The 19,035-nt window shown below is 39.6% G+C and carries 19 protein-coding genes; 12 read left to right on the plus strand and 7 right to left on the minus strand.

What is annotated here, in order from left to right; all coding sequences use genetic code 11:
• Positions 1-107: 107 nt before the first annotated feature.
• Positions 108-1,121: a fatty acid desaturase gene (locus QT327_RS02825; protein ID WP_165447086.1), complete on the plus strand. Its 1,014-nt coding sequence runs from the start codon at positions 108-110 to the stop codon at positions 1,119-1,121.
• Between the two features lie 80 nt (positions 1,122-1,201).
• Here QT327_RS02825 and QT327_RS02830 read toward each other — a convergent pair whose 3' ends face one another.
• Positions 1,202-2,173, minus strand: a complete 972-nt coding sequence (locus QT327_RS02830; RefSeq protein ID WP_013667714.1) for a 3-keto-disaccharide hydrolase — start codon at positions 2,171-2,173, stop codon at positions 1,202-1,204.
• A 141-nt stretch (positions 2,174-2,314) separates the two neighbouring features.
• Positions 2,315-2,953, minus strand: coding sequence for a CatA-like O-acetyltransferase (locus tag QT327_RS02835; protein ID WP_130858408.1), 639 nt, complete (start codon positions 2,951-2,953; stop codon positions 2,315-2,317).
• A 72-nt stretch (positions 2,954-3,025) separates the two neighbouring features.
• On the opposite strand from QT327_RS02835, the gene QT327_RS02840 reads away from it, so the two are divergent.
• From QT327_RS02840 to QT327_RS02850, 3 genes are all read left to right on the plus strand, one after another.
• Positions 3,026-4,015: a helix-turn-helix transcriptional regulator gene (locus QT327_RS02840; RefSeq protein WP_165447087.1), complete on the plus strand. Its 990-nt coding sequence runs from the start codon at positions 3,026-3,028 to the stop codon at positions 4,013-4,015.
• A 131-nt stretch (positions 4,016-4,146) separates the two neighbouring features.
• The gene (locus tag QT327_RS02845; RefSeq protein WP_289551969.1) at positions 4,147-4,824 is read left to right on the plus strand and encodes a WG repeat-containing protein; all 678 of its coding nucleotides are present in this window, start codon (positions 4,147-4,149) and stop codon (positions 4,822-4,824) included.
• 74 nt (positions 4,825-4,898) lie between these two features.
• Positions 4,899-5,588 (plus strand): hypothetical protein, encoded by a 690-nt coding sequence (locus tag QT327_RS02850; protein WP_289551970.1) that lies wholly within the window; start codon positions 4,899-4,901, stop codon positions 5,586-5,588.
• 5 nt (positions 5,589-5,593) lie between these two features.
• Here the strand turns inward: QT327_RS02850 and QT327_RS02855 are convergent, their stop codons facing one another.
• Positions 5,594-6,151: a DedA family protein gene (locus tag QT327_RS02855; protein ID WP_165447088.1), complete on the minus strand. Its 558-nt coding sequence runs from the start codon at positions 6,149-6,151 to the stop codon at positions 5,594-5,596.
• Between the two features lie 214 nt (positions 6,152-6,365).
• On the opposite strand from QT327_RS02855, the gene QT327_RS02860 reads away from it, so the two are divergent.
• Genes QT327_RS02860 through QT327_RS02875 form a run of 4 tightly spaced genes read left to right on the plus strand, consistent with a single transcriptional unit; the run spans position 6,366 to position 10,011 of the window.
• Positions 6,366-7,835 (plus strand): sensor histidine kinase, encoded by a 1,470-nt coding sequence (locus QT327_RS02860; RefSeq protein ID WP_289551972.1) that lies wholly within the window; start codon positions 6,366-6,368, stop codon positions 7,833-7,835.
• Entirely contained in the window at positions 7,832-8,530 is a 699-nt protein-coding gene (locus QT327_RS02865) for a hypothetical protein (RefSeq protein ID WP_130858411.1), read from the plus strand. Before QT327_RS02860 ends, QT327_RS02865 begins: the two co-directional genes overlap by 4 nt.
• The gene (locus QT327_RS02870; protein ID WP_289551973.1) at positions 8,484-9,332 is read left to right on the plus strand and encodes a TlpA family protein disulfide reductase; all 849 of its coding nucleotides are present in this window, start codon (positions 8,484-8,486) and stop codon (positions 9,330-9,332) included. The genes QT327_RS02865 and QT327_RS02870 overlap by 47 nt, the downstream gene beginning before the upstream one ends.
• Before the next feature lies 1 nt (position 9,333).
• The gene (locus QT327_RS02875) at positions 9,334-10,011 is read left to right on the plus strand and encodes a LytR/AlgR family response regulator transcription factor (protein ID WP_130858413.1); all 678 of its coding nucleotides are present in this window, start codon (positions 9,334-9,336) and stop codon (positions 10,009-10,011) included.
• Between the two features lie 101 nt (positions 10,012-10,112).
• On the opposite strand, the gene QT327_RS28115 is transcribed toward QT327_RS02875, so the two are convergent.
• Positions 10,113-10,394, minus strand: a complete 282-nt coding sequence (locus QT327_RS28115) for a DinB family protein (protein ID WP_130858414.1) — start codon at positions 10,392-10,394, stop codon at positions 10,113-10,115.
• A gap of 238 nt (positions 10,395-10,632) precedes the next feature.
• A complete protein-coding gene (locus QT327_RS02880; RefSeq protein ID WP_289551975.1) occupies positions 10,633-11,424 on the minus strand; it encodes an SDR family NAD(P)-dependent oxidoreductase in 792 nt (263 codons plus the stop codon).
• A 236-nt stretch (positions 11,425-11,660) separates the two neighbouring features.
• Here QT327_RS02880 and QT327_RS02885 point away from each other — a divergent pair, with 236 nt between their 5' ends.
• The 4 genes from QT327_RS02885 (at position 11,661) to thiD (ending at position 16,071) form a co-directional block, all read left to right on the plus strand.
• Positions 11,661-11,864 carry a hypothetical protein gene (locus QT327_RS02885; RefSeq protein ID WP_130858416.1) on the plus strand — a complete coding sequence of 68 codons (204 nt, stop codon included), beginning with the start codon at positions 11,661-11,663 and terminating at the stop codon, positions 11,862-11,864.
• Positions 11,865-12,148: 284 nt separating this feature from the next.
• Entirely contained in the window at positions 12,149-13,726 is a 1,578-nt protein-coding gene (locus QT327_RS02890; RefSeq protein ID WP_289551977.1) for a cellulase family glycosylhydrolase, read from the plus strand.
• A gap of 164 nt (positions 13,727-13,890) precedes the next feature.
• Positions 13,891-15,021, plus strand: coding sequence for an acyltransferase family protein (locus tag QT327_RS02895; protein ID WP_130858418.1), 1,131 nt, complete (start codon positions 13,891-13,893; stop codon positions 15,019-15,021).
• 183 nt (positions 15,022-15,204) lie between these two features.
• Entirely contained in the window at positions 15,205-16,071 is an 867-nt protein-coding gene (gene thiD, locus QT327_RS02900; protein ID WP_130858419.1) for a bifunctional hydroxymethylpyrimidine kinase/phosphomethylpyrimidine kinase, read from the plus strand.
• 82 nt (positions 16,072-16,153) lie between these two features.
• Here the strand turns inward: thiD and QT327_RS02905 are convergent, their stop codons facing one another.
• Both QT327_RS02905 and QT327_RS02910 read right to left on the minus strand, forming a co-directional pair.
• The gene (locus QT327_RS02905) at positions 16,154-17,773 is read right to left on the minus strand and encodes a beta-galactosidase small subunit-related protein (RefSeq protein WP_289551978.1); all 1,620 of its coding nucleotides are present in this window, start codon (positions 17,771-17,773) and stop codon (positions 16,154-16,156) included.
• The gene (locus QT327_RS02910) at positions 17,770-19,035 is read right to left on the minus strand and encodes a glycoside hydrolase family 2 protein (RefSeq protein WP_289551980.1); all 1,266 of its coding nucleotides are present in this window, start codon (positions 19,033-19,035) and stop codon (positions 17,770-17,772) included. The genes QT327_RS02905 and QT327_RS02910 overlap by 4 nt, the downstream gene beginning before the upstream one ends.

Genomic DNA, 19,035 nt, shown 5'->3' on the forward strand with positions numbered 1-19,035 from the left:
GGAACGAAATCATTGTACCGAACAGAAGCAAATGTTAAGTTATGTTAAGATTTGGGCTATGCTGAAAATCTACCGACTAAAAGACGTACCTTACACCAATTAAAAATATGATGTTATTAGATAAAGTGTTAGATCCGCCATCGTATGGATGGACGGATCGGGATGGGGCCTTCAGTAAACCTACAACCAAGCAATTACTCCGCGAGTTTTTAAAACGTATTAATATATTTCAATCCAAAAAAAATTGGTTACCTCTATTTAGCTGGGCTCGCGTACTTTTACTGATTCCGCTGCTATTTCTTTTTATATTCAACTATTTCAGCGTCGCTTTATTAGTTGCCGCGTTTATTTACAGCATGATCATTATGGGAACGCACGGAACGATCTGGCACCATCGGTATTGCACGCACAAAGCCTACCGTTTTAAGAATCGATTTTGGCGGGTGCTAACACAAAACCTAACGATCAGCATGATTCCCGAAGAAATTTATGCCATCTCGCACCACGTGCATCACGCGAAATCAGACAAGCCGGGCGATCCTTATAATGCCAATGGCGGTTTCTTATATTGCTTTTTAGCAGATGTAAATCATCAACCTATTGCTAAAGACCTCAGTGCAGAGGAATATAAGCAAACTGTGCAACTAATGGCACACACCGGTGTAAAAGCTAATTGCTATAGAAAGTATCAGAAATGGGGATCAGTTGTACATCCAATGCGTGCTATCTCTGCTTGCTTAGTAAATTGGTTGGTATGGTACGGTATATTTTATTTAATTGGCGGTCATGCGCTGGCTTGCGCACTCTTTGGTGCCGCAGCTTTCTGGGCAATAGGCGTGCGAACGTTTAATTATGAAGGACATGGAAAAGGAAAAGATAAGCGTAAAAAAGGCTATGATTTAAACGAAAAAGATATGTCAATTAATCAATTATGGCCAGGTTTTGTTGCAGGGGAATGGCATAATAATCATCATTTATACCCGAGCAGTGCGCGTTCAGGCTTTTTAAAACATCAGGTAGACTTGGCTTGGTATTATATAAAGTTCTTGCACTTTATCGGTGGCGTAATCACTTACCATGATTCGAAAGCTTCTTTTATGAAGCGATATAACGGGGCATAAAATAACGACTACTCCTGTTGGAGAGGCAAAAAATAGCCAGCGATCTAGTTAAGAGGCTGGCTATCTTTATTTGTATAAAGCTACTTTGCGGGTGTAATAACAACCTTTCTGAATTCAATCGGACCATGGTCTCCTTGAAAATAGATCGGACCAGGCTCACCTTCATTACTGTCGAGCGCACCACCGGTAATACCTGGTATTTCTTGATTCGCAATAATCGTTTTACCATTGGCTACTATGGTAACCATCCGCCCCACCAGTGTAATATCGTAACTCTGCCATTCGCCCGGACCTTTTACCGCCATCTCACTTGGCACTAAAAAGCCGTAAACTCCACCGAACAAATGACTATTGGGATGATCTGTTTTTGGATTGTCAATGATTTGTACTTCGTATCGGCCTCTCAAATAAACACCACTATTGCTCCCCTCTTTATACCTAAATTCCACGTGTAGCTTAAAGTCGTTAAACTTTTTCTCCGACACCAGGTTTGCACCCGATTCCGGACTCGTCAGAATTCCATCTTTCACTACCCATTGATTTTTGTTCCCAAGTGCCGTCCACCCTGTTAAATCTTTTCCATTGAACAGCTCGATTGGTTTTCCCCAAACGGGTTCAGCTGTTCTTGTTAGATAGGGGGCTCTTACTCCAGTAAAAGACTGCTTTACACCGGCGCTTGTAGTGATTGTCCCCTGAATGCGATCGCCCGATACAGTTCCTTCTAAGACCAAGTCACGGTCTTCGCGCTCCCATTGTGGAGGAATAGCAAAACTGAATTTTCCATTCTCAAAATTAACTTTAGCAACAGGCCGTGCACTACCTCCTGTACTAACAAAACGTCCCACCAGTGTTTTAAAGCCCGACAACTCCACTTCCAACCAAGATGGTGCCGGTTTGCCATTCTCTTCGACGGTGATATCCCAACGACCGATGAGCTCCCCTCCTTGCACCGCATTGCTGTGGATAGGCGCTACCTGTGCCTGTGCGCAAAAAGGCTCGATTGCAGCAAACAATAAACCACATGCTAAGCCTAAAAATAGTTTCTTCTTCATAAATATGGTATTCAATAGTTATTATGGTCAATAAAGATATCGTTTTTTACCCATACACGAAATTTTTAGACTGAATAGACTTTTCTTAACCATAGCTTCCATTTTTCAAATGGGTGTTTTCGGTTTAGGAAAATGCTTAAGCTACATTTCCAGATATCCCTGAAATGTGGTAACGAACTTGCCAACATCAACCCCATCACACAGCGCATGATGTACATGTATAGACATGGGAAGCAAGATCTGATCATTTTGAAATAGGTATTTCCCAAAGGTGATTTTTGGTATGCCATTATCTTGCCCCCCATATAAAGCATGTTCCATTTGTGTAAAGGAAATGTAGGGCAGCACCGAATAGTGTATAACATCCCGGCAATTTGCATCCGTTTGTAATCCACGCGACTGCTTTTCTAAATTAATTTGTTTTTTTAGTTCTACTTGAAAGCGCTCAAATTCATCGTAAAAATCAAAATAGGCAAAGCCGAAAGTTTCGTCAGGCCTGATGACGGTAATGGACCCGCCAATTTCGTGATACTCCAGGACGTTGTTGTCATGTATGCGATAACGAAAAGCCTGCACTTCGTTAACCGCCCGCAGCGATAAGTATAAATAATAGCAAAAAAACGAGACATTATAAGTCTTACAATATGCAAAAGCTTTCGTACAATTTAACTGCGTGGTGACACCCCAGAACGGTTTTTCAAAGGATCTAAAAAAGTCGTAATGAGCTTGCCGTTTCCAGTTCAGCGTATTGACTTGGTTATAAGAAACTTCTTTTTTCATGCGACAAATATCTATTTTTGCTCGTGGAGCCTTGGTGCAAAAAAGGATTTTAAACAGCGCAAACGGATTTTTATGTATACCTTATATAGCCATGAATTCACCCAATTAGTGGACCGGCAATTTGCTGATTCGGAAAAAGGCCAGTATAAAGCGTTAAAGCATGTCGGTCAATTTAATGCTATAACGCGTACGTCCAACAACAGCAATTTTAACATACTTCAATTCGAGTCGTCCTTTCAGGAGGAAGTACGTGTCGTTAACTTTCGAGACTTCAATCATACCAGCTTCCACTTCCAACTTGAAGGGCATTCGAACGCGCGTATCTCTTGTTTCGGGGATGCGCTACCCATGAAGCAGGGTGAATTTAATGTAATGAATTGTATTGATCCTATCAGTAATTTCTCGTTTCCAAAACAGAAAGACTATAGTTATATATGCCTAGGGATTAATCAACAATACCTTACATCACTATTGGAACAGTGCGGAGCCGAATGGCAGAAAATAGCTAAAAAGCTAGCAAAAGACCAACCCTTTACTTTATTTGACAAACCAAAGCATTTTGGCTCCTTACTAAAACAAACCCTTTACGCAATCATTCATCCTCCGGTGGCCGATTCTTTAATTTCTACCTATGTCCCCCATAAAATTGAAGAATTGATATTACTTATCCTAAATGAATCATCGCTTAGTCAGAAAAGAAACACTTTTCCTTTCAGTCAACGCGACGTCGACTTACTTCACGATTTAAAAATATACTTAGACGATAATTTCCTGAAGCAGCATAACCTTTCCGGGCTGGCCAGACAGGCCGGTATCAATGAATTCAAACTAAAGAAAGGCTTCAAAATCTTATTTAACTATTCAGTGTTTGGCTACATCAACCATTTGCGTATGCAATATAGTTATAAACTCCTCCAAGCAAGAGCTCTTCCTTTGGGTGCAATTGCGGCCTTGGTTGGCTATCAATCTGATGCCTCCTTTATACGTGCCTTTAAAAACTATTATGGGTACGCGCCGAATAAAAGTAAGCCCCTTGGAAATGGTTGTTTTCAGGGATTATAGAAATGAGTTTCCTGTACTAATTTTGATGTAGAAATCATACATCAACAATGGCTACCTGGAGCTTTAGCTACACTTTTTTTATTTCAGTTGTTTTCTGTTGCTCCATGCACGCCTGTCAAAGCAAAACGAAGGTGATCGCAACCACTGTAGAAACCAATTCCCTTCAGCTATATCCTTATCTTGGCAGCAATGGACTTTATGGTTACGCTGACACGGCGATGCGCTTGGTGGTTTCCCCATGTTATATTACTGCGAATAAGTTTACTCATACCGGTTTTGCCGTCGTACAAGATACGACACTGCAATATGGTGTCATCAACACTCTTGGGAATATCGTTGTGCCTATAAAGTATAAACATATTTATCTTCAAGAACTGGACAACTACACGTTAATGTGGACGGAAGAGACTTATACTACGCGATGGCGTTTCTGGAATTGGCGCTTTCTTCCCGGTCTTTCGCTTATGGGATCTTCAAAAAATGATAACCGTTTATTTGACACCAAGGTTAACATGTCTAAACTAAAAATCACTATTATTGAAAACAAGCAAGTTATTTATGATAATGAAGTACAGACTTCTGAAAGCTATCGTTACCACATGGAGGTTAATAATTTGGGCGACGGATATTTTTTACACAAAAGAAAATTATATCAACTAAATGATGGCAAAGCAAAGGTCATAAGCAACCATATTGAAAATGTTATTGGATATGACCAATTGTTTCAAGTTAACGGTAACAACTATTATATCACCGATCGAAATAACCGAAAAACAGATGGACGGATATTTAGAAAAAAGACAGTTTAATTTATACTGTTAAAGGCGAAAGCCATGCCATTAAACTGCATAAAGACGACTACCTTTACCAAAATATCGCGCAAGTGTTTGAAGATACAGAAGGCAAGCAGTACCTCTTCCCTGAAATGAAGATAGCATTTCCCCAATCTGTCGAAACTCTAATTGATGATCATATTTTAGCTGATTCGGTATTACAGCAAGCGATGTTATTAGCGCCCATTGCCGGAACAAATTGCTTCTTAGTACGCTCGTTCGACCAAATAACCGGCCAGATTAAACACAAAGTTCTTCAATCGGATGGAAGGTGGGTGTCCCAACCTTCCGGCGAACATAATTTTACATTACGTTATCCTACCGGCGATATCGTATGGCCCGAATTATCCACTGTAATCAATCCAAATGCTTTGAAAGATTTTCGTGCCATTGCTTACGAAGATGTATCCGAAAATATGCATTGGTTGATCATAACTCTTAAGCGAGGCGATCACCAGAGACAAGGCCTTTGGAATAAACAGGAAAATCGTTGGATTTGGAATCCCGATAATTATAGCATCCGCTGCTTGGATGCCGAAAAGGGGTTATGGTCTTTTAGGCCTGAACGTGAAAAGGCCTACGGTATTTATCGTCCAAAAACAGGTGAGGTTTTAATTACCCCGACCTATTTTGACATCAATAGCGATGGGATGGTTACCTTACAGGAGAACGGACAATATATACGTTTCTACGTCGATTTTGAGAGCTTACAGGAATATCGGGATAAAATCAGGAAATAAATCAGTTATGCATTCTTAACAATTTTCACTAATCGCACAAGAACCGGTGATGTTAGTAAAAGAATAAGACCTATGGTGATATAGTTGAGATAGGGCTTCAACATTGGCACTTTGCCTATTAAATATCCTGTGAGTGAAAACCCAACTACATAAAAAAGGGAACCTACAGCGGCATACAGTAAAAACTTATTGAAATGGACCTTAGTAATACCGGCAACAATAGGCACAAAAGTACGAACCACAGGAAAAAATAAAGCAACAGCAATTGCTAAAGAGCCATGTTTTTGAAAGAACCGCTGTGCACTTATTAAGTAGGTTTGCTTAAAGAATCGGGAATCTTGTCGCGTATGCAGATATGGTGCTATTTTTTTACCGAATATATATCCCGTTATATTGCCGGCAATAGCAGCGATAGTTAGCAGCATACATAGTGTCGGCAGGTCATAATGATATCTACCGGCTGCAATTAGCACACCGGCGGTAAACATAAACCCACCACTCGGTAAGAAAAAGAGAAAAATCAACCCGATCTGTCCATAAACAGAAAAAATCAAAAACAACATGCCCCCCTGGTTTAGCAACGCTTCCGTATCAAACATGACACAAACATACTAAATTCAGTATTTGCAAAAGAAGAATATGGTCTTACGCGCAGGAGGTAATTGTGTTGATACGCAAAAAACAAGCAAAGGAGCCTTTCATCCCAAAAAAAGCACTATTCATCCCAATTAATTGCGTCAGGACAGTTAATTATTTAGCATTGTACAAAATAAGAATATGAAACTAAGAAGAATCGAAGCCATTGTCGCTACCGTTATTACACTGGTTGTTATGGTAATAATGTTTGGCAAAAAAACGAAAAACTGGGAAGCTAGGACGTCGCTATTTCTAGAAAAGCCCTTTGAAGAAAAGGGAATGACTTTTAACTTTTTTGAAAACCATCTTTTGCCGACCCTATTATTTGTAGCACTTTTCTATATAGCTTTTCTCACATTCAATAATTTCATTATTCCCAGATACATAAACAAAGCGAAGTACGAAATGGCACTCTTTACATCTTTTCTTACGCTTTTTATTTTGTGGTTTGGCTTTGCCTACTGTGAGTGGATGCAGCATCGATATAATAGACTAACTGTTTGGGCCTATTTTGGCGAAAGCGGGAGGGTAATCAGCTCTATTGTTTCTATTATTCTATTTATTAGTACTTATACGTTAGCGAAACAAGGGCGTCTCTTTTTACTTCAAAAAAAATTAAATCTGTCATCGACACTTCTAAAAGAAAGTTTAATTGCTTTCTCCGTTATATCATCTGCCTATTTGTTCCTTCTGGTTTTTAATGGAAGTATGGCCTTTTTCTGGCTTATAATTTCCATTTATCTATTTATTATGTATAGTATAGAAATGTACGGATTACTCCCATTTTGTAGCAAAGCCAAATACAGTTTAAAACAATACCTCTATGTACGATTGCCTCTTTCGTTTCTTATTTATGCACCATTTGGATTTGTAGTGGTTAGCGGGCTAGGATTCAACACTAATGCCTTTTTCGCGTTATGGTGCTGTACTTGTCTAATCTCTATCCCGGTTATTAAACACCTATATCACCTAAAGCTGCAACATCATACAAAATTAGGTAATCTTGAAAATGCCTTAGGTAATAGTACGGCTAATTTGAGCTTTTTACGTTCGCAAATTAATCCTCATTTTTTATTTAACGCATTAAATACTTTATATGGCAGCGCGCTGACAGAGGGCGCAGAGATGACCGCCACGAGTATACAGAAACTCGGTGATATTATGCGCTTTATGCTTCATGAGAACATACTAGATAACATACTGTTGGTTAGGGAAATAGAATATTTACACAACTATATAGATCTTCAGAAACTGCGGACAGATTTATCGCAAAATGTTATCGTGGATTACAATATTCAACAAGTTACTAAGGACCTTTTTATCGCCCCTATGTTGTTGATCCCTTTTGTCGAAAATGCCTTTAAGCACGGTATAAGTTTAAAAGAGCCGTCGTGGATTAAAGTCAATCTTTCTATGCAGGATGATCGCTTATTTTTTGATGTATACAATAGCGTGCATTTAAAGCAGATAAATGATCCCGAAAAAAACCGCAGTAGTATAGGTATTCCCAATGTAAGGCAGCGCTTATTACAACTCTATCCTAATAAACACGAGCTTACTATACGTCAAACTGATATGGAGTATTTTGTTCACTTAACCCTAACATTATGAAATTTAAAGCTTTTCTAATTGATGTAATTCTTATCTTTTCGTCTTTTCTTTCATTTGCACAATTCAAAATCAGCGGTTCTGTGATCGGCGATAAGGAGGTGAATCTAAAATTGGACGTCCCAGTAATCTACGATCTCGACCCATTAAATGCAAAAGAAATAGCTGTTGAAAGCAACGGGAACTTCAGCGTCAACATCCCACTAACAGACCGACGATTTATTGCTCTTCATCTTGATAACGATCAAATACTTCTATTCGTCCAGCCTCACGAAGATTTATTTTTAGTGATCAATAGTAACAATAGAACGATTGCGGACTTCAAAGGAAGTCTGGCGGATGAGAACTACTTACTGCAAGCTATTGGTTTTAACAAAACTCCTTTTTTCATGGAACAGCAAGGAGGAAAGTATAACTATGCATCTACAACGGCTGAAGAAATACAAAGCATGGTAGTTAAACCGTGGTTTAAAGAACGTGAGGAAAAGTTACTGCGTATAACACAGAGCTCGATCTCTCAAGCAAACAAGGAGCTTTTTAAAAATGAGGTGCGATTCCATGCGCTAGCAAGCTTGACAGATTTTACAGGGTCAATTGTCCGTTGGAGGAAAAGCGAATGGAGAAATTTTCAGCTGGCATTATACGATACCTGTGTCACCGAATCTGGAGGAACAGTATCATGGTCTTCAATACTATAAATTCATTGACCGATACATTAGTTATATGCAATCCAAAGCGCTTGATCAATACTTAAAGGACACAACAATCAGCCGTCTGCTTTTTTTCAATTTAAGTTTAGACAGCATAATGAGGCTAGCTAAAGTAAATGGTGAAAACTATGTGGCATGGTTGTCTGTTAAACAAAATGTCAGTCGTGCTACTGCTGAAAGGTATCTTGCGCAGCAAATCCTAAACAGCTATCGCTATAAGGATTTAAAATCGATGAAAATTTTAATGGTTGATTTTGAAGCATATTTTGCCGATAGTCGTTATTTACCCCATCTCCGGACTTGCATAGCGAAGCTTGATGAAAAATTGATGGCTAATAAGCGTAACGCTTCTATTAAATTTTTTAATGAAGGCAACCATATAAAATCTATTTACGAAATCATCAAACGATATCGAGGGAAAGTGGTGTATTTAGCTATTTGGGGAACCTGGTGCGGCCCCTGTAAAGTAGAATTATCTTACACATCGCAATTAAAAGATAAATTTAACAATAAAGATATTGTTTTTATATATTTAGACATGGACGACGACGACAAAGAGGATGAATGGCGTAATTTTGTCTGGATTAGTAATCTACAAGGCCTCCATATACGTATGAATAATGAGCATATTCAGCGAATCTGGGCAGAGCTTCTTCCAACCGGGGACGGTCTATGCGGATTATATCCTAGTTATTTTATATTTGACAAAAATGGAATCTTGATCAAAGAGAAGGCAAAGCGTCCGAGTGATCAGCAACTACTCTATACACAACTGGAAAAACACCTATGATATGATTAAAGCAATCGCTATCGATGATGAGCCTATAGCCTTAGGTATTATACAAAAGCTTGCAGAGAAAGTACCTTTTCTGCAAATAGATAGTACATTTACTAATGCTTATCAGGCCATAGAATACTTGCAAGTGGAAAAAGTAGATCTATTGTTTTTAGATATAAAAATGCCTGACATTTCAGGTATCGACTTTTATGATGGCTTATATAAAAAACCCTTCGTAATATTTACAACCGCTTATGCAGAACACGCTCTAAAAGGCTTTGACCTAGATGCAGTGGATTATCTTTTAAAGCCCTTCTCCGTCACTCGTTTCTTGAAAGCATGTCATAAGGCTAAGAATCTCTTACAAGTAAAAAATGGCGTTACCGAAATGTCTCACGCTATTTTAGTTAAAAGCGGTATAGAACAAATCCGCCTATATCTGAACGATCTGCTTTATATAGAAGCAACTGGCAATTATGTCAGTTTTGTATGTAAAAACGAAATTGTCAATAGTCGGATGACCTTAACCGAGTGTGAAGAGTTGCTTCCTAAAAGTCGTTTTATCCGCATTCATAGATCATTTATCGTAAATACAGACGCGGTAACGAAAATCGAACGTCATCAATTAACCGCTCAAGGCTATATTCTTCCCATTTCATCTTCGTATAAAAACAAGTTGCCTAGGCTTTAATAGAAATTGGCAAATCATGCATACTAGCCTGTATTGTCCATCGATGGATTCGAAAGGTACAGAAGCCAATTATCTCAAATTAATACAACTGGTTCAAGCGTTCAACTAATTATATCTGTATCAACAGGTTGATATCCAAGGCATCTACTTATACTTAGTATTTGTCCTTTATGATGAAACTCATGAGTAATAACATGGCTAAATAGGTGAAAAGGACTTAGTGTACATAGACGGCCATTTCGCATAAAAGTAACGCCCAATTTTTTCTGCCTGCTTTTTTTTATGAAGGCATCAACATGAGCATCTATGTCCAAATAGATAGGAATAATGTCTTTCATAGAGCTAACCACTTCCTCCTTCAAAAAATCCGTGTTTAATGCCATGCCACGACATACGATCCAAGCTTTGTAGGTATTACTAACAAGCTCCGCACACTACCTCCATTACCAAAAAAAGAAATTGGCTTTACAAAATCCTCGGTTACGAACGTGCTGCAATAGTCAAATAGTTTTTTCCGTGAATGCTTCACCAATTGATATTGGTGCTCCATATATTCATTTAATGATTCCATTGATTCCAATTATTGTTTGTATGTGAATCTTTCTCTCCATTACATAAGGTTCAAATGTCTGTTTTATAATTCAACGCAGTAGTTGTGCCAATTGTTACATCGATGGTGGTACCTGTAATACTTTTCGCCATATCTGACACTAAAAACGACGCTGCAGAAGCAATGTCGTGCATAGACGGTAACTCTTTTAACATCGTATCAGATTTCATCTTTTTGATTACTTCTATGATTCGATCACCACCAAAAGCTAAGGCCTCCTTAAAGGGGCGCGAATCTAAGGATCCTGCCGATCGTATGTTAACTACTCTTACCCCTAAAGGTCCTAATTCGGCTGCCAGATTTTTGGAAAAGGTTTCGACAGCCGAACATATGGGCCCGAAGCCTCCGACTTTGGGGTAACCTATTCCGCCGGGAGTTGCCGTTAAAGTTAATATCACCCCGTAACCTTGTTTAGCCATGATTCTCCCGGCAGCCGTAGCAGTTAGAGAATGAGTTTGCATCGCCGTCGTTATCGGACGAACAAAGTCGTCTAACGACATATCAATCAGATCAACATCCTGCAGCACTTCAAACCCCGCAAGATTAAAGGAAGCATCGATTCGCTTCGTTTTCTTTAGTGTCTTGACAAGGTGTTTTTCAATAGCCCCCTTGTCTAGGGCATCAACTTCGGCTGCTTCGGCAAAACCGCCTGCTTCATTTATTTCTCGTGCGACTTCTTCTGCCGGCGTCAAGTGGCGGTTGCTTAAGAACAGCTTTGCACCGGCTTGAGCCATTGTTTTGGCTACGGCGCCGGCAAGCGACTGGCTGGCTCCGTAAATTACTATTACTTTGTCTTTTAACATAATTTGGCTTTTTAATATCAGCACAAATATACAAGTCGAAAATTAGCTGGCCCTACTATTACGCTTTTATGAAGTGTATTGTGAATTTTAAAAAAGTTTAGTTGCCTTTTCTAAATTTTTCGTAACTTGTAATCACGCTATAATAACATTTATTTAAAGATTTGCTAAAGTAGTTTTTGAATTTTTGCGAGCGGACAACTTACCCTATTCTTTGGATATAAAACAAAAGTACTGGCATGCAAACGACAACAAAAGACCTATCCGAACTATTGAAGGCCCGTGATCAAATGATGGCGGCAATAGCCTTTACCATTGCAAAGGATATTAAATCTGAGAAAGCAGTGGAAGTAACTCAGCAGAAAGAACAAGCAATTTCGCTTCATTTGTTAGATTTAATTAACATCGATGTAAGTGATGAATACCAACACCGGGCTCTCTGAGCTAATGTTTACTCACCACCCGCCCCAATGCCTGTCTTATTAGCCAATAGGCATATAAGGCCTTTAACCTTGTCTCACGGATGATACAAATTGCGTCTTTATAGGACCGCATCAAAATCCACCATGGCATGAAGCATGTATCGTCAGTTGGCTAATTATGTAAATGTGTAATTAATTAGTTTATTATTTTAAAACAAAAAAGCTTTTTTTGCATTTTATACTATACATTTATTAGAGGCAGCTAATGTCCTCAAGGATATTAACATTTATAAACCAAAACGATTATGATATCCCCAATTAATCTCTGTAAAAGAAAATTGATGGGCTGTGTGTTCATTGGGATGACAGTCCTGTTGACATCTTGTGAAACAAAGCCGATAGAGCCCAGTGAACTTCTTTCCCAAAAACAGACCTTTAGCTCACTTAAGCGAACTAGTTCACCGTTACCTTCGTTACATGTAGACGGCAATCAAATTAAAGATGCTTTCGGAAATCCTGTTACACTTAGGGGTTTTTCACTCCTTCCAAACGAAAGCAACGATGAATGTACCACCTGTAGCCCACGACCGATTAGTGAAATGTTAGCATTACAGGCTAATGCTGCCCAAGGATGGTTCTCGCGAGTTGTGCGCATCGGTGTTCATCAAAGTTACAGTGATCCTGCCAGTGCTTTTGCAAATCACATTGATCCTTTTGTGCAACAGGCCATTTCGTTAGGCTTATATGTTATTGTTGATCTTCATCTTGTCGCAAATTATGGTGATGGAGGGACGCCACAGTCAAAAGTGATCGACTTCTGGCGTTATGTAGCGCCACACTATGCCAATAATCCGGAAGTGATTTTCGAGGTGTACAATGAGCCAATTAGTCCCGATAATTGGACGACATGGAAAAATTTTATTCAACCTGTTGTCGATACTATCCGAGCAGTTGCACCTAATAATCTCATCCTCATGGGTAACCCACAATGGAGCACACGGGTCAACCAAGCCGTTTCTGACCCTTTTGATGATCCAAATATGGCTTATGTGTATCATATTTATCCTAATCAGCCGGCAACTACTAGCAGTTTGGATGCTCGATTTGGTAATGCTGCAAATAGCATTCCTATTGTTATAACTGAATTTGGATGGAACGCTGACCCAAATTATTCCGACAATGTCACTTATGGCACATCCGGCGGTTGGGGCAAACAGTTCCGTACGTATATGGATGGCCACGCCCATATCGGTTGGCTTAACTACATTTTTGACAATTATTGGAAACCACAGATATTCGACTGGAACTGGAATTTAATGAGCGGCGAAAATCAAGGAAAGTTTATACGGGACTGGCTTTTCGAATTGCAAAATCACAATCAGGCGGGCGGTTTTACACCCGGACCACAAACGGCGTTTAAGGTGCATAACATTCCTGGCAGAATGGAAATTGAAGATTTCGATGAAGGCGGCCAAGATATCTCCTATCATGAAACGACCTTCGACAATCAGGGAGGAAATGTTTACCGTAACACGCCGGTTGACCTAGGTACCACAAATGATGGCGGCGGTGGATATACGCTTGGTTATATAAATACGGGCGAGTGGCTTGCTTACACCTTATCAAATACAGTTGCCGGCACCTACGACATCAACCTGCGTGTAGCAAGTGGCGATGCAGCCACCGGAAAAAAAATCACCGTAAAGCTTGATAACGTTCCACTCGGAACAGTCGATATTACAAGTACCGGTGGTTGGGAGACCTATCAGAACTTTACGTTAAGTGATGTGACGGTACCATCGGGCAGTAATAAAATTCTTCGACTGGAATTTGAAGGCATCGGCTACAATGTAAACTGGGTTGAATTTTTGTCGAATCCCTAATTTACTCTTCTTGTCTCTATCAATATCATCAAGAAAAATAATTGTAATTGTAAGCTGTTTTTGTAAATTGCACGTAAAAGCAATCCGATTCCATCGCCACTTAGTACGGTGAATTGGATTGTTTTATGCTTAAACTTCAACAACTAATAAGCCGAGCGCAGCTAATGAAGGAACAGAAATTACGATTCACTGCCCTGGATGTATTTCGGGGAATGACAATATGTTTCATGATAATTGTAAACAGTCCAGGGTCAGGTGCAACACCGTATTGGCCTTTGAACCATGCAACATGGCATGGTTTTACTCCTACGGATCTTGTCTTTCCTTCATTCTTATTTGCCGTTGGGAACGCACTTTCATTTTCTGAAAGGAAATTTCAGTATCTCTCATCCAAACAGGTACTTTTGACCATTTTCAAAAGAGCGGCATTGATTTTTTTATTAGGCTTTTTAATGTATTGGTTCCCCTTTTTTAAAATAACGGAGCAACATGAAATCATATCTTTCCCTTTACATGAGACTCGTGTATTTGGCGTTTTACAGCGTATTGCCTTATGTTATCTTTTTACAGCCCTAGCGGTGTACTATGTTCGAAGAAAGTATCTTGTTTGGCTTGCGATTGCATTATTATCAATATATTGGGTCATCCTACTAATTTTTGGCACGGATGCGCCCTATTCATTAGAGGGAAATGCCATATTCAAACTCGACCTATGGCTTCTTGGCGAGTCTCATTTATATCATAGCCACGGAATTATTTTTGATCCGGAAGGTTTGTTGAGCACAATACCTGCTATTACCAATGCAATTGCAGGGTATTTGGTCGGTAAGTATTTACAAGAAAAGGGCGGAACGGTACAGAGCCTTGGTAAATTGTTGATTATTGGCGCTATCGGTGTATTGATAGCCTTGGTATGGAACCAGGTGTTTCCTATAAATAAAAAAATATGGTCCAGTTCATTTGCGCTATTAACGATTAGCTTAGACCTACTAATTCTTCCTTTGTTGGTTCCAATTTCAGAAAATGGTAATGGCGTCCCAAGAAAATGGACTAATTTCTTTATTATCTTTGGAAAAAATCCGCTATTCGTTTACCTATTATCCGAAATTGTTTTGATCAGCCTATTTTTAATACCTTTAGGTGGAACTTCGTTGTTTGATTACATCAACATACATTTGTTTCAGAAATTACTCCCCGGTCCGGCAGGATCGTTATTATTTGCACTATGCTATATGCTTTTCTGTTGGAGTGTTGGGTGGCTACTTGATCGCAAGAAGATTTATATAAAAGTCTAACGAGAATGGGCACATCACAAATATGATGCAATTACTCTGCTGGACGAAATCAAGTAAAGACTTGTTTTTACCCTTATTAAAGATTTGTACATTCGCATTAGCTTTAATTCTGCTAAGAAGCGTGGAGTGCATGCTCTGAAGTTGATCGCACTGAAATAGTGAGGAAAAGTAATAATACGTTAAATGCAAAAAGAGTATATATACCCTATTGCCATGACAATTGCCGGCTTTGACGGTAGTGGTGGCGCAGGAATTCAGGCAGACATCAAAACCTTCTCCGCATTGGGATGCTTTGCTACCTCGGTGTTAACAGCACTTCCCATTCAAAACACACAAGGGGTTCAAGCGATTTATGCCATCCCGGATCGGGCCATACAGGAACAGATAAGGGTTCTATTGAGCGACATTTTTCCGAAAGCTATAAAAATTGGAATGGTGCACACAGCAACTTTAGTGGATGTCATCGTGGAAACCCTTTCAGAATATCCAAAAGTTCCACTTATTTTCGATCCCGTGATGGTAGCAAGCAGCGGACATCGACTAGTACAAGACGCAACTGTAGCTACTATTGTGGAAAAGCTAATTCCGAAAACCGATCTTATTACCCCCAATATCGATGAGGCTGCTGTACTTGCCGAAATGAAAATCAGCTCCCTGGATGATATGTATATTGCCGGCGAACGGATTTTGAAGCTGGGAGCTACGAATGTTTTATTGAAAGGAGGCCACTTGCAGTCATCTACGCTTACGTCCTTATATTTCGACAATCAAGGTAAAGTCCATTCCTATGAGTCAGCTAAACTGGAAACGAATAATCTACATGGAACAGGCTGCACGCTATCATCTGCTATTACAAGCTTCTTAGCCCGGGATTTCCCTATGGAAAGCGCAATAGTTGCGGGACAGTGCTATACGTACAAAGCTATCAAAAACGGAATGGATGTCTTAACGGGTAAAGGGCGCGGCCCTTTAAATCATTTTTTCGATCCTGAAAAATTAATAAAAAACGCTTTTCTTTCGGAGAGCGAGCAAGATCAAAAAAACAGGTAAAGCCCGTGTGAATGCTATTAATTATTAACGCCTGAGCAACCGATATGTTCGACTTTCACACGAGGCTGTCTAGGCAAGGCTACTACTGCAATTTAGGATCGAAATCAAATATTAGTTTCCCTTCAATGGCGTTAAAGCCCACTCTATTCAGTTGTCCTTGAGGTCCGTGATCCACAGCCCGGTCAAATTTGGTACCGATGGCATTAATCGCGTGCAAAAATGAAATGTCACCATCAGGAAAATCGGGAGAATTGTTTTCATTCCTTGCGCCTTTTGGTTTTTCCGGCGTGTACAACCGCAAAAACAGTTTATCACTTCCGTTATATACAATAAAATCCTTTGCTTTATTTTTTATTACAACCCAGTTGAAATCGCGATAATAGCCCTTAAACTCCGGATAATCCCATGATTCGCCCGTGACCGTATTATTGTACTTTTTGTTCCAAACACCGAAGCTATTTCCCTTCATCCGATTTTTCCATACCCTATAGGGGCCTCGTCCCATATACCGAACACCGGTAATTAAATTTTCAGGAAAATTGAAGTTAATTCCTAAAAAGGGATACTCGTTATGCGGATTGGAATTATAAACATTGTATGCATATTCCAATGTTAATAAACCGTTCGGAGCCAATATATAACGAACCTTCTTCCAAGCACCGGTATACTGAACATCCACATAAAGACTGTCTCCTTTTTTGTAATGTTTCATACCTACATAAGATGCCTTTCCTACCGCCAATTGCGGGCCGTTAGTCAAAGGAATTACCGTGCCGTTACTAATCACACTTTGCAGTAAGCCACTTTTTGTATCAAAGGCAATGGTAGTTTTATTCAATTGTAAACGTAAAGTATTATTAGCTTCGTCAACGGAAATAGGCCAGCTTATTTTTGTGCTGAGCCATCTTTCATTCATTTCAATTGGTGATTTTAGTGACCAAGTCCAAGTGAAAATCTCCCGACCATAAGGATCTTTAGCGGTAAGTGCTAACACATCGGTCTTCGCTAAATCATGCTGAAAGGGTAAGCGTAAATAGCCGTTTTGCTGAGGCTCTACATTGGGTCCTTGTAAATCACCTTTCTCAAGAATTTTCACGGTGGTATCCGATTCATATGGTGTCGGTAATTGCCGACATTCATAGCTAAACCTAATCTGATTGAGATTGGTATAAAGGTAATCATTGCTGAGCGGAAGTAAGCCATCAAAGTTCTGGGGAAGCTTATCAAGAGCTATCTTTATAGGTGACCAAATCTCTTTAATAGTATAAAAACTCCCTTCTTTTTCACGATAAGGTCCAAGTATTCCATCGGGTGCCAAGTTACCTTTTATATCCATGCGTCCTTCCTGATCCAACCGCACAACCCCTTCGTCTGCAAAGGACCATAAAAAGCCTCCCGCAGATAATGGTTTACTTCTCATCAGGTTCCAGTGATCTTCCAGCCCGGCACCGTGCCCTCCGTCATAGAGTCCGTGTAAGAATTCAGTAGGAAAAAATACTTCTTTTCCATTATACAATGATCCGACACAGCAATCATAAGCTCTGTAATGCTGCGTGTCGGTACCTTCAAAATTATTCCATGGGTGTATAACGGTGCGCTTTTGTGGGTCATATTTTGCGTAATCGGCAACGAGCTCGTGATTATTCCCCCCTTCGTTTCCGTTAGCCCAGATAACGATAGAAGGATGATTTACGTCCTTCATAACCATTTCTTTAAGTAATTTACGTCCGACGCTGGTATCGTATTTTTTTGCCAGCCTGTCAATTCATCAATCACAAACAGTCCGAGCGAGTCGCAAATATCTAAAAAATGAGCGTCCGGAGAATAATGAGACATACGAACCGCATTCATATTCATGTCTTTTATAAGATTAACATCTAACTCACTGATTTCCTTGCTCATTGTTCTGCCAGAGGTAGGCCATGCGCTATGTCTGTTAACGCCTTTAAAACGCACTTTCACGCCGTTCACGAAAAAACCTTCTCCACGTCTCAACTCAGCGGTTCGAAAGCCAAACTTTTCGACCTTGCTGTGAATGATTTTGCCTTTATAGTCTCTTAATCTAACAACTACCTGATAACGGTTGGGAAATTCAGGCGACCATAATGCAGGTTTAGTTACTTTATTATTCAGTGTTACTTTCCCTGATTTGTGATCGAGTTTCGCTTGAAATGCTTCGCCAACAAGCTTTCCGTCTAAATCGCTTATCTGCGCTTCCACATATCCATGTGCTAACTTTCCTTCTGTGTATACGTCCATCACGAAATTGCCATCTGCTCTAGCATCAATAGCTGTCCATTCTATATGTGTCTGCGGCGTAATTTCTAAATATACGGGACGAAAAATACCGCCGAACACCCAGAAATCTGACATCCGTTCGGCACGATTGACCGAAGTATCGGCCGATATTTTGCTGACTTTAACTTCCAAAAGGTTATCACCCGTTTTCTTCAGTAATTTAGTGATATCATATTTAAATCGATAAAAGGAACCTTGATGAATAGCTCCCGCGATTTTACCATTAATCTTCACTTCTGTATCGGTCATTGAACCTTCAAAGACTATTTTCATGGTTTTATTTTTCCACGTCGGGTTGCTGGGAAATCGATACTTATAATAACCGATTTCGTTTTTACTGAAATCTTCTTCCCAACCATAGTGGTAGGTTCCAAAACCCTGGGTTTCCCAATTCGAGGGCACTTCAATCGTCGTCCACTGCCCACTTTTTGCACCGGAAGAAACCATAAAATCCCAATTTTTAGTATGATCTTTGTCCGTTCCTGAAAGATATTTGACCACTGTTTCCTGACTAAATACCGTTGATCCCGACAGAAAGCACAAAAGGAAGAAGCTTATAAGACCTATTTGTGGTCTACTACAAAAAGCGATTACGGAAATTCTATATTGCTGAAGCATAATTATTGGCTCGATAATGATAAGTGTTAGTTTTACAATTTTCAGCAT

The sequence above is a fragment of the Olivibacter sp. 47 genome (assembly GCF_030372825.1).
Classification (GTDB): domain Bacteria; phylum Bacteroidota; class Bacteroidia; order Sphingobacteriales; family Sphingobacteriaceae; genus Olivibacter; species Olivibacter oleidegradans.